Annotated in this window: 11 protein-coding genes; 5 read left to right on the top strand and 6 right to left on the bottom strand. The window is 28.0% G+C overall.

The genetic code is table 11. From position 1 onward, the window contains the following. Nucleotides 1-26: 26 nt before the first annotated feature. The 4 genes from pseG to pseB form a co-directional block, all read right to left on the bottom strand. Entirely contained in the window at nt 27-1,070 is a 1,044-nt protein-coding gene (gene pseG, locus HA144_RS07020; protein ID WP_209043373.1) for a UDP-2,4-diacetamido-2,4,6-trideoxy-beta-L-altropyranose hydrolase, read from the bottom strand. A gap of 29 nt (nt 1,071-1,099) precedes the next feature. Continuing rightward, on the bottom strand, nt 1,100-1,786 hold the full coding sequence (pseF, locus tag HA144_RS07015; RefSeq protein ID WP_209043372.1) for a pseudaminic acid cytidylyltransferase: 687 nt from the start codon (nt 1,784-1,786) through the stop codon (nt 1,100-1,102). Next, on the bottom strand, nt 1,783-2,943 hold the full coding sequence (gene pseC / locus HA144_RS07010; protein ID WP_209043371.1) for a UDP-4-amino-4,6-dideoxy-N-acetyl-beta-L-altrosamine transaminase: 1,161 nt from the start codon (nt 2,941-2,943) through the stop codon (nt 1,783-1,785). Before pseC ends, pseF begins: the two co-directional genes overlap by 4 nt. A gap of 109 nt (nt 2,944-3,052) precedes the next feature. Beyond that, nucleotides 3,053-4,072: a UDP-N-acetylglucosamine 4,6-dehydratase (inverting) gene (gene pseB, locus HA144_RS07005; protein WP_209043370.1), complete on the bottom strand. Its 1,020-nt coding sequence runs from the start codon at nt 4,070-4,072 to the stop codon at nt 3,053-3,055. A gap of 324 nt (nt 4,073-4,396) precedes the next feature. Between pseB and HA144_RS07000 the strand changes: the two genes are divergently transcribed. The 3 genes from HA144_RS07000 (at nt 4,397) to HA144_RS06990 (ending at nt 8,440) form a co-directional block, all read left to right on the top strand. Further along, nucleotides 4,397-6,208: an ATP-binding cassette domain-containing protein gene (locus HA144_RS07000; RefSeq protein ID WP_209043369.1), complete on the top strand. Its 1,812-nt coding sequence runs from the start codon at nt 4,397-4,399 to the stop codon at nt 6,206-6,208. Nucleotides 6,209-6,334: 126 nt separating this feature from the next. Next, the gene (locus tag HA144_RS06995; protein WP_209043368.1) at nt 6,335-7,309 is read left to right on the top strand and encodes an SDR family NAD(P)-dependent oxidoreductase; all 975 of its coding nucleotides are present in this window, start codon (nt 6,335-6,337) and stop codon (nt 7,307-7,309) included. 6 nt (nt 7,310-7,315) lie between these two features. Then, nucleotides 7,316-8,440 carry a glycosyltransferase gene (locus tag HA144_RS06990; RefSeq protein ID WP_209043367.1) on the top strand — a complete coding sequence of 375 codons (1,125 nt, stop codon included), beginning with the start codon at nt 7,316-7,318 and terminating at the stop codon, nt 8,438-8,440. Between the two features lie 33 nt (nt 8,441-8,473). Here HA144_RS06990 and HA144_RS06985 read toward each other — a convergent pair whose 3' ends face one another. Continuing rightward, nucleotides 8,474-9,469 (bottom strand): GDP-L-fucose synthase family protein, encoded by a 996-nt coding sequence (locus tag HA144_RS06985; protein ID WP_209043366.1) that lies wholly within the window; start codon nt 9,467-9,469, stop codon nt 8,474-8,476. A 47-nt stretch (nt 9,470-9,516) separates the two neighbouring features. Then, the gene (gmd, locus tag HA144_RS06980) at nt 9,517-10,608 is read right to left on the bottom strand and encodes a GDP-mannose 4,6-dehydratase (protein ID WP_209043365.1); all 1,092 of its coding nucleotides are present in this window, start codon (nt 10,606-10,608) and stop codon (nt 9,517-9,519) included. 149 nt (nt 10,609-10,757) lie between these two features. On the opposite strand from gmd, the gene HA144_RS06975 reads away from it, so the two are divergent. Further along, on the top strand, nt 10,758-11,825 hold the full coding sequence (locus HA144_RS06975; RefSeq protein ID WP_209043364.1) for a glycosyltransferase: 1,068 nt from the start codon (nt 10,758-10,760) through the stop codon (nt 11,823-11,825). Nucleotides 11,826-11,835: 10 nt separating this feature from the next. Next, nucleotides 11,836-12,441, top strand: coding sequence for an acyltransferase (locus HA144_RS09610; protein WP_209043363.1), 606 nt, complete (start codon nt 11,836-11,838; stop codon nt 12,439-12,441). Nucleotides 12,442-12,458: the final 17 nt, after the last annotated feature.

The following is a 12,458-nucleotide window of genomic DNA, read 5'->3' as shown; positions in this document are numbered from 1 at the left end:
AATTTTAAATAGTAAATTCGTAAAAACTAAAGAGTTAAAATTATCTCTTTTTTTAGAAAATTAATTGCCTTTGTATGCCCTTCAAGGACCTTAAAAGATGCAATTGACATACTCTTCAATAAATTATCATTATTGATTAATTTTGTTATGTTTTTGGCGATGTCTTTCCCCAATACTTTGTCTGATCTACCCAAATTTATAACTGCATTCATTTCTTCTAAAATTTCTGCATCTTCCTTTTGATTCTCTGCAGTAATCATTACTAAACTGGGCAAGCCTAAAATACATCTTTCCCAAGCTGAGATGCCGCAAGTACCTATAGCTAAATCTGAAGATGAAATAATTTTACTAATTTCATCAGTATGGGTAATTAGCTTAAAGTTTTTGATTTTTTTTGTAAGCAAAATTATTTTATTTATATCTTGAATATCTTTTCCTGTTATTAAAGTCCAATATATTTCTTTGGAATTTATATATTTAATTGATTTAATTACTTTTATTATTTCATAACTATTGTCACCTCCACCCATAAAAATTAAGATGTTTTTTAATTTATTCCTAACACTTTTTGAAAGGTTTGCATCGTAAAATTCCTCTCTAAAGAAAAAATACTTTGGTCCTAAAAATACTTTAGATTTCTTTGGTAAGAGTTTTTCATATCTATTTTCAAGATGCCTTAAGTTTTGGTCCAAAAGAATATCGCAATCATGATTTCTATTCGCCAAGTCATCGATTACTAAAATCTTATTTACAAAATTTCTAATATTTTTTTCAAATTTAATGTCTATATTATAGTGATCAATTATTAGTAGATCTGGATTACCAATAAGTTCACAAAAACTTTTTGTATGATTCAAATCTTCTATTGAACCTGACGTTATATTGCTTCCTAATAAAAAAAATTTAATGCCAAATTTTGATAACCAAATTTTCAAATGTTCGGGTATTGATTTTGCAATAAGATATATGGAATCATTACTTGATCTTAGACTTCTAGCAAGAGTTATTGATCGATAAAAATGTCCATAGCCAATTTCTTTTGAAATATCTAGCCTAATTACAAAATTCATTTTTAGATAAACATTGATCTTCGGAAAGTTTAACTATTTAGGACTTTCATAATTAACTCAGCTCTATACCAGTCATCTTTGTTATCAATATCTTGCACTCTCCATCTTGGTAATAGGTATGGAAAGGAATTTTGGTCAAAAACTACTTTTTGTTTTATCCAAGTTTCAAGAGATGCCCAATAGAACATACCCGCATCATGATAGGCAACTGGTAAGTCTTGAGATCTTGTATTATATTTTCCCGGATAAAACATTTTTAGTCCATCTTCTTTCGAGAACGAAAATGATCTAAAAATAGGAGCTGCAAAATCAGTTGCAGAAAAAACATAATTGAACGAGTTTTCATTAAATAGCTTAAAACTTTCAGTTAAATCTTCAGTTTTAATAAAAGCTGCAGTGGCATAAATACAACATAAGTTAGAAATTTTGGGAATATTAATTTTTACCCATTCAGCAGCATGTTTCATTACATCATCTGAAGTTGAAAAATCATCTGATAGTTCCTTAGGTCTAATAAAAGGAATTACACCTCCATATCTTTTTGAGATATCTATTATTTCATCATCATCAGATGAAATTATTACCTGATCAAATATCTTAGATTTTAAAGCAACCTCTAATGGCCAAGATAACATTGGCTTTCCACAAAAGTTTCTAATATTCTTTTTGGGAATTCTCTTACTGCCTCCTCTTGCAGGAATTATTGCGATATTCATTTATTACTAAATTTTTCTAATTTAGTTATTATCTTATCCTGTTCTAGGAAGGATAAATTAGAAAATAGGGGTAAAGTTAAAGCCTCTTTATAGTATTTTTCTGAATTAGGGAAATCCTCTTTTTTAAACCCAAAATTTTTGTAAAAAGGATGAGAGTATATAGGTATATAGTGGAGATTAACTTGAATTTTATTCTTAATTAAATATTCAAAAAGAATTCTTTTTTCATCAAAAGAATTTAAGCTTATTTTTACAACAAAAAGATGCCATGAGGATTTTGCATTATTTGGTATCAATGGGGTTTTAAATTTACTTGACTTAAGATTCTTAATATACCTTTCAGCTAATGTTGATCTATTTAATATAAATTTTTCTAATTTTTTTAACTGACTAATGCCTAAAGCAGCTTGAATATCAGTCATTCTGTAATTATAACCTAATTCTATTTGCTGATAGTACCATGGTCCTTCTTTTTCCTTATCCATTAATTTTGATTCTTTAGTTATGCCATGACTTCTAAGCAGCTTTATCCTTTCATAAATTTCCCTACTATTAGTTAATGCCATTCCTCCTTCACCAGTAGTAATCATTTTTACTGGATGAAAACTAAAGACAGTTATTGACGAGTATTTGCAATTACCAATTCTAGTTGAATTGTACTCTGCTCCTAAAGCATGAGATGCATCTTCAATAATTTGAAAATTAAATTCTTTTGATAACTCCCATATAGTACTCATCTCACATGGAAGTCCACATAGATGAACTGGAATGACTACCTTGGGTAATTGGTTATTTTTTTTTGCTTTAATTAATTTAAGTTTTAGTAATGTTGGATCTATATTGTTGGTATTTGGATTAATATCTACAAAGTCGATTTTCGCACCGCAGTATATTGCACAATTAGCTGATGCAACAAAAGATATAGGAGAGGTCCAAACTATATCACCTCTTTTAACTTCCAAAGCTCTGCAAGCTAAATGTAAAGCTGAGGTGGCACTATTAAGAGCTATCGCATGATGAGCGCCACAAAAAGAAGAAACTTCTCTTTCAAACTCTGGAACTACATCACCTTGTGTCAAAAACTTATTTTCTAAGACTTCTACAACGCTATTTACATCATCGTTGTCTATTTCATGTCTCCCATACGGAATTATCATATATTCCTTTCTTATTTATTTGAATTTAATAAACCTTAGATAAAGTTAAAACTTATATAAATTTTATAAAAACTTTAGCAAAAATAAATATAAAATGCATTGGAACTAATTAAATTGGATCAAATTTTGGATCAACATTAGCCTTAATTAATTCTCTTAGATTTTCTTTTGATAAAAATTTTATATTTTCATTTGATATATATGAGAAGCCTTCCTTTACAGATTTATATTGTTTACCCATTTTATTAAAGTGTTTTTCCGGATCATAATTCGCAGGTAAAATAGTATAGTAGTCGCCAAGATCGTATGTATTAAAACTGTCAGAGGATGTAATCATTTCTTCATGAAGCTTTTCTCCTTCTCTTATTCCTAAAATAACTTTTTTACAGCTTGGTCCTATTGCCTCAGCAAGATCAGTTATTCTGTAGCTGGCAATTTTTGGTACCAATATTTCACCACCTACAGCATTTTCAATTGCCCATAAAACCATCTGAATAGATTGATCTAAGGTAATGTTAAACCTAGTCATACGATCATCTGTGATTTGTATGATTCCATTTTTTGCTTCTTTTATGAAAAGAGGGATTACTGAACCCCTAGACCCCATAACATTCCCATATCTAACGCATGAGAATGCCATGTCTCTATGACCCTTTATGTTATTTGCCGCAACAAATAGTTTATCTGCACATAATTTAGTTGCTCCATATAAATTTATAGGCGCGGCTGCCTTATCAGTGCTTAAAGCAATAATTTTTTTAACATTACTTTCAATACACGCTTGAACAAGATTTTCAGAACCAAGTATATTAGTTTTTATAAATTCTATAGGATTATATTCTGCAGTATGAACTTGTTTTAATGCTGCCGCATGAATAACTATATCAATTCTTTCAAGGGCGCTTTTTAAACGTTCTTTATCTCTAATGTCGCCCAAAAAAAATCTAAGCTGGGGATATTTCTTAAATGGATATTTTTGTTGTAATTCCCATTGCTTTAATTCGTCACGACTAAAAATTACAACTCTAGATATATCTGGAAATTTTTTAAGAATTGAGGAAAGAAATGCTTTGCCAAAGCTACCTGTGCCTCCAGTAATTAAAATTTTTGAATTTTTGCAGATATTCATTTTGAACTACATCAAAAAAATTTAAATAATGGCATAATTAAGCCCTTATTAAAGGATCTTAGTCGATTGCGACTCAAGAAATAAATAAAAAACTTAAATTAAATACTTTAATGAAATAATTTAATAGGCTAATTTAATTACTTATGGATAACTAGGATTTTATTGCCTTGCGATTGAGAATAATATAAATCGCTACTTGTAATAATTTTTTTATTTAAATTTGATGAAAGTATTTTGCTTTTTGATATCAATGTAGATGATGATAAAATTTAATAAGATTATTAAAAATGATAATTTTAAATCATATTAAGAATGAAATTAAAAATGATAAGGTTAGATGTATTTAAAACTTCTTTATCTTTATTAAATAAAAAAGAAAAATTAAAATTATTTATATATTGCATTATATGTTTTATTAGTTTTGCCCTAGATATTCTCACAGTATTTTCTATCTTCCCCTTTATAAACATAATATTAGATCCAAATTTAATTTATGAAACTAATAAATACAATTACTTATGGACATATTTAGGTTCACCAAATATAAATCTTTTCATAGTATATTTATCTGTTGCAATAATATTAGTAATTTTATCCTCATCTTTATTTAGTTTATATACTCAATATCGTTTAAATCTATTTGTAGCTAAATGTCAAACCAGGCTGGGAAATGATCTTATAAGGAATTTTACTTTTATGAATTATGAATGGCACATTCAGCAAAATTCAATTAAGTTAATGAATCTTTTTTCCTATCATCTTGCTTATTGGAGCAGAGGAGTAATAAAGCAGATCCCCTTATTAGCAGGATATTTGTCTTCACTAATGATACCTTTGTTGACTATTTTAATTTTATCTCCTAAATATGGAATCTTGATAATTTCTTTTATTTCGATAATCATATTTAAATTTTTAAAATATATAAGAAAGAAAACTAATCTTTTAACTAATGGGCAAAGAATAAAAATTGATGAAATTAATGTATTCCTCACTGAAATGTTGGCTGGCATAAAGGATGTAAAACTTTCTAATAATACTTTTAATTTTTTAAATAAATTCAATAATATTTGGGGAAAATTTGCATTTGGACAAGCAAGCATTGAAAATTTAAATCTGCTCCCAGTAAATTCAATTTTAATGTTTAGCCAATTATGTGTGGTATTTCTAGGAACTATATTATTTATAAGCAATATAAACCAAAATATCCTTGTTGGGATAATGGCTATTATTACTTTATTAGCTTTTAAGATCGTACCCCTTTTAAATAAATTAGGAAATTCATTGAATAATATTTCCAATGCTCATATTTATTCAAAAACTCTAAAAATTATTTACAGCGAAGTTGTATTAAAAGTGAATAAAAGAGATCAATTATTTACTAATTCTTGTGAATTTTATTGGAAGCAATTATCCCTAGTAGATGTAAGTTATTCATATCCTAAATCGAATAAAATTTGTTTAAAAAGAATTAATTTACAAATAAATAAGGGTCTTCATTATGGTTTCGTAGGATTTTCAGGAGCTGGTAAATCTACAACGATAGATTTATGTAATGGATTGCTTTCCCCATCTAAAGGAAGAGTATTAATCGATGGAATTGATTTAGAAGAATTTGGTATTGAAAAATGGCAATCTAAAATTGGTTACGTACCTCAAAATCCTAAGATAAACGATTTATCAATAAAGGAAAATGTCGCATTTGGACTTGATCCTTATGAAATTGATGAAGAAAAGGTTATGTCCTGTCTAGAGATTGTTGGTTTAGGTAGTTTTGTTCAGAAATTACCTTTGAAACTTTCAACCCAATTAAGAGAAAGAGGAAAAATATTGTCAGGTGGTCAGTTACAGTTGGTAGCAATAGCAAGAGCTTTGTATGAAGAACCAAATATTCTTATCCTTGATGAAGCAACTAATTCTCTAGACTCAATAACTCAGGAATTAGTAAGAGCTGTTTTTAAAAAATTGCATGGAAAAGTAACTTTATTATCAATTTCCCATCAATTTTCAAATTTAAAATTTGTAGACCATGTTTTCTTATTTGAAAGTGGGGAATTAATCGATCAAGGAAATTTTAAAGATCTTTATTCAAACTCTGTTCTATTTAAAAGATTTGTGGATTCTCAGAAAGATAATTGATATTTTTAAATTTATAAAAACCAATCTTATATAGAAAAGATTTGATATATAATTGTATTTTAATTTAGAAATTTTTTATGAATAAAAAATTATTTTTATTTCTTTCAATCTATTAAATTTACTTTAATGTTTAATAGTTTAAATAATAAAGAGATATTTGTTACCGGAGGTGCGGGTTTAATAGGTTCATTTTTATGCGAAAGACTTGTGAAAAATGGATATAAAGTATTTATAGTAGACGATTTTTCTAAGGGGCAGTTAAAAAACTTAAAAGATATTGAAGGGGATATTGAGATAATTGAAGCAGATCTGCAAGATCTTTCATCAGTAAAGAAAGCTCTTAAAAATGCTAAAAATATTTTTCATTTAGCAAGTAGAGCATACGGAGTTGGTTATTCATCCAAAAATCATATTGAGACTTTAATTCATAATGAAAAAATTACAAATAATATTTTAGAAGTTTTTGAAAAAACAAAACCTGATAATCTCCTTATAACCAGTTCCTCTTGTATTTATATGGATGAAGGACCTGAAACAATTGGAGAGAGAAATTTATTTGAGGATGATCCAGAAAAAGTAAATAAAGGATACGGTTGGGCTAAAAGATTTCTAGAACAGAAATTTTTATTATTATCAGAAATAAATCATATTAAATTAAAAATAGTGAGGCCTTTTAATATCTATGGAGAGAGATATAGATGGGTAGGAGAATATTCAAGTGCAATCCCAATGTTAGTTAAAAAAATACTAGATGATGAAAATCCTATCTATGCCTGGGGTTCTGGAAACCAAAGAAGGAGTTATTTGCATGCATATGATTGTGCAAGGATAATGTTGCAAATAATGGAGAATGTTGAAAACAACATAACTGTAAATATTGGTACAAGAGAAACTATATCAATAGCTGAATTAGTGAGTTTGATTTGTCATATGTCCGGCAAGAATCCTTCTGTTATTTTTGATAAAAGTAAGCCTGAAGGACGTTTTATTAAAAGTTCCGATACAACACTGTTAAATAAAATTATTAAAAAAGATATAACAACAATAAGCATAGAGGATGGAATAAGGAGAATGATAGGTTGGTATAAGAATAATTTTTAAAATTCTATGACTAAGATTTTGATATTTGATAAAGGTGGCCGTAAAGAAAGAGAAAGATTAATAAAAAAAAATAAGGCACCTAAAGATTTTTTTCAAGGGATTGATTTTCTTCGCTCAAAGGGTTTTGATATAAAACATTTATCTTCTTCTATAAAATACAAGAAAAATATAATTTACTTTTTTGGAGGATTCTTAGAAAAAATCTTTTGTAGAATATCAAATTTTGGTATCAGACCTTTCTCAGTAAACCAACATAAAAAAACTATAAATAATTCCGATATAGTTATTAGTTTAACTGATGGTTTTAGTATGAGTCTCGGTTTTTTTTACACTTTCTTAGATGCAAAAAATAAAATTAAGTTAGTTGGAGCTTTTCATAAGTTGTCAGATTACAATACAAAAGTACCAAAATTACTTAAAAAGTTTTACCACAAATTAATTTTAAAAATTTTAAAAAGATTAAATTTTATAATTTTTTATGGTGATGCTGATAGAGATAATTCAATTAAAAAATTCAATCTTAGGAAGGAAGAAACTTTTCTTATAAAATTTGGAGTAGATACAATATTTTGGAAACCAAATAATAAAAATAATTTTTCTTCTGATTATTTGTTTTCAATTGGCCAAGATCCAGCGAGAGACTTTGATACTCTCCTGAAAGTTAAAACAAATAGGAAAATACACATCCATACAAGCTTATTAAAAATTAGAAACGATAATAAATATGTGATAACCAATGGTACATATCATAAAAATAAAAATTCCTTAACTGATCTTGAGGTAAGGCAACTTTATCAAGAGTCTTTTGCAGTCATAGTACCACTAAAAAATGTCTATCAACCAAGTGGCTATAGCGTTACTCTTCAGGCAATGGCTTGCGGAAAGCCAGTTATTTTGTCTAATACAAAGGGGTTATGGGCTCCAAAACTATTTAAAAATCGTAAAAATTGTATTTTAGTTAATCCTGGTAGTGAAAAAGAAATTGAATATGCCATTCAAACATTAGAAAATGATAAAAAGACTTATGAGTATATTTGTAATGAAGCAAGAAAAACCGTTGAAAAACACTTTTCACTTGAAAATTCTAATTTATCAACTCTAGAAATATTTGAAACAATCGTTAAGAGTTAAGTTCCATTTTTTTATTTTTATTACCAAAAATTTTTAGATTCTTAAAAGACCCTTATTTAATTTAATTTTAAAATCTTGTATTGTTTGTTTTAATCCTAAACTTAATTCTATTGAAGTATTCCAACCCATACTTTTAAATTTTTCATAATTAAGCTTTTTTCTTGGAGTCCCATCAGGTTGATTTTCATCCCAAATTATTGAACCTTTGTATCCAACAAGATCAGAAATTAATGATGCTAAATCTCTAATACTTATTTCGTCTTCACTTCCAACATTTAAGTATGTTAATTCCTCATTTTGATTTATCCTTGGGGCCCCTTTATTGCTTGGATCCCAATTTTCTAAAGCAAAAATACAGGCTATGGCTAGATCGTCAACATTAAGTAACTCCCTTAAAGGGGATCCAGTCCCCCAGCATACAACTGATTCAGCTAATGTATTCTTTGCCTCAATAAATCTTCTAATCATGGCAGGGACAACATGACTGTTCATAAGATTATAATTATCACCATATCCATATAGGTTTGTTGGCATTAATGATATACCATCAAAACCATATTGCTTTCTAAATGCATCAACTAATTTAATACCAGTTATTTTTGCAATTGCATAAGATTCGTTCGTTTTTTCTAATGCAGCATTCATTAATTCCTCCTCAGATATAGGCTGATTCGCAAACTTTGGGTAAATACAGCTACTTCCAAGAAACAACAATCTTTTTACATCATTTTTTTGCGAAAGTTCTATTAAATTAGTTTGTATTTTAATATTTTCTAATAAGAATTCAGCAGGATAATTATTATTAGCATATATACCTCCAACTTTTGCTGCTGCAATAATTACAATGTCTGGTTTTTCTTTCTTAAACCAACTCTCAACAGCACTGTAATTTAATAAATTTAGTTTAGATCTATTATTTACAACTATATTCTTGTATCCATTATTTTTTAAATATCTTACTATTGCACTTCCAACCATCCCTTCAGATCCTGCAACATATATTTTATCTTTTTTGTTAATTAAGCTCATTTGAATTCTTTACGGTTCAATTTTTTTCTATAAATGGTAATTGGTTTTTAATCAATTGGATTATTTCTTATAATTTTCTCTCTCCTAATATCTTTTAAATCATTCGTAACCATTTCATTTACAAGTTCTTCAATGCTTATAATAGGCTCCCAGCCTAAATTTCTTTTAATTTTTTCAGGACTTCCAAGAAGATTATCTACCTCAGAAGGCCTGAAATATCTCTTGTCTATTCTTATTACTATTTGACCATTATCTGCCCTACGCCCTACTTCATTTATCCCTTTACCTTCCCAAATGATTGATTCAGAAGATTTATTTTTATTCCATCTTAATTCTTTAGCAGTCATTTCGACAAATGACCTTACTGATATTTGTCTTCCTGTGGCTACAACATAGTCTTCTGGTTTTTCTTGTTGAAGCATCAACCACATTAATTCACAATATTCTTTCGCATGCCCCCAGTCCCTCTTTGCATCTAAATTACCGAGATATAAAATATCTTCTAAACCTTCGTTGATTCTTGACAAACCTCTGGTGATTTTCCTGGTTACAAATGTTTCTCCTCTTCTTGGACTTTCATGATTAAATAAAATGCCGTTACATGCGTAAATTCCATAAGATTCTCTGTAGTTGACTGATATCCAATAAGCATAAAGTTTTGCAACAGCATATGGACTTCTAGGATAGAAAGGTGTCTTTTCTGTTTGAGGGACTTCTTGAACTAGACCAAATAATTCACTAGTACTAGCTTGATAGATTTTAGTTTTTTTTTCTAACTTTAATACTCTTACTGCTTCAAGAATTCTTAAAACACCCAGTCCATCACAATTAGCAGTGTATTCAGGCTGTTGGAAACTTACTGAGACATGACTTTGTGCTCCTAAATTATAAATTTCATCAGGTTGAGTTTCTTGTACTATTTTTATTATATTTGTACTGTCTGTTAAATCTCCATAGTGCAACTTAAATGAGCAATCTTTATCATGTGGATCTTGATATATATGATTTATTCTGTAAGTATTAAAGCTACTTGAACGTCTTTTAATGCCATGAACTTGATAACCTTTATTTAGTAGGAATTCCGCTAGATAACTCCCATCTTGTCCAGTTATACCAGTAATCAGTGCTTTCTTTTTCAATTAAACAAATTTACATTTATCTATAAACATAACATATAGAAATTGTTTGATATTCAGAAATATGTATAAAATAATATGCATGATTAATTGAAAACAAATTATTTATTTTGGTAAAATGTCTTTTATAAAAAGTGAATTAACTTAGAAATTTGAAAATAGCTATCGGATTTGACATAAAAGAAAAATCCTGGGGCGGAGGTAATCAATTCGCTAAATCTTTAGTTCAAGCATCTAGCTATCTTGGTCATCAAGTAACCCATGATCTAAAAGATGAAGACATTGATATTATTCTTTTAACAGATCCGAGATCTTATAATAGTGATATTACTTTTGGCTCTCTAGATATTTTAAGATATTTATTTTTTAGAAATAAAAATGCAATCGTAATTCACAGAATCAATGAGTGCGATGAAAGGAAAAATACTTTACATATGAATAAATTTTTAAAATTGTCAAATTATTGCGCAGACTTTACTATATATATTTCTTCATGGTTAAAGAATTTAGATTTATGTCAAAAAGATAAACCTTCAAAAGTCATATTAAATGGTGCAGATAAAAAAGTTTTTAAAAACTACACTAATAATTTTTGGGATGGTTCAACTCCTTTAAAAATTGTTACTCATCATTGGAGCCCTAATAAAATGAAAGGATTTGATGTTTACAAAAAACTTGATAGATTGCTTTCTTCTCCAAAATGGAGAAAACTAATTGAGTTTTCTTATATTGGTAATTTGCCAAAAGGATTTAGGTTTAAGAATGCTAAACATATAAATCCCATTAATGGAGAACAACTTGGGAAAGAACTCTCTAATAACCATATATACATATCCGCTTCTATAAATGAACCTGCTGGAATGCACCACATTGAGGGGATATTATGTGGATTACCAATAATTTATAGAGTTAGTGGAGCTCTTCCTGAATATTGTGAAAATTATGGGATTTCATTTGAAAATCAAGATTTCTTACCAGCTTTAAAGAAAATGCTTAAAAATTACACAAAATATAAAAAAAATATAATCAAATATCCTCATAATTCAGAAAAGATGTCAAAAGAATATTTGAGTTTATTTTCAGAATTATTAAATAATCGTCAACAAATTATTAAAAAAAGGTTCTTATTTAAAAACCCTTTTCTTTTAATAGCAAATTTAATCTTTTTGATACTAAGAGTTAGAAATATAGTAAGATTTTTCTACAAAAGAAATTTTTGAAAAATTTATAATGAGACTAATTTCACTAATTATTGGAGAATTAAAGGATTGGCTTGAATTTCTTGTTAGAAATATTCCTGGAAGAACAGGTTTTTTAATTAGAAGTTTGTATTACAAAATCAGGTTAAAAAAATCTTTTAAAGAAAATCGATTTGAATCAGGCCTAAGGATAGAATTTCCACAAAATATTTTAATAGGCTCATATTCCTATTTTGGATTGAATTGTAAAATCTATGCTTCTGAATTTAGCCAAATTAAAATAGGCTCTAATGTTACCTTTAATTCAAATGTCATGATTAATGCGAGAGGAGAAGGGAAAATTTTTATAGGAAATAATGTCCTCATTGGCCCAAATGTTGTTTTGAGATCAAATAATCACTGTTTTGAGGATATAAAGATTCCTATTAAAGAACAGGGTATGGAATACGGAGATATTTTTATAGAAGATGATGTATGGATAAGTTCAAATAGTGTAATCTTACCAAATTGTAAGATAGGTAAAGGCTCTATTATAGGAGCAGGTGCTGTAGTAACAAAAAATGTTGAATCATATTCAATTGTTGTAGGTGTACCAGCAAAACAGATCCGTAAAAGGGATTTGAAAATTAAGGAATAATTTAATACTTGATGAGA

The organism is Prochlorococcus marinus XMU1404 (genome assembly GCF_017696175.1).
Lineage (GTDB): Bacteria > Cyanobacteriota > Cyanobacteriia > PCC-6307 > Cyanobiaceae > Prochlorococcus_A > Prochlorococcus_A marinus_X.
This window is presented reverse-complemented; position numbering and strand designations above follow the sequence as displayed.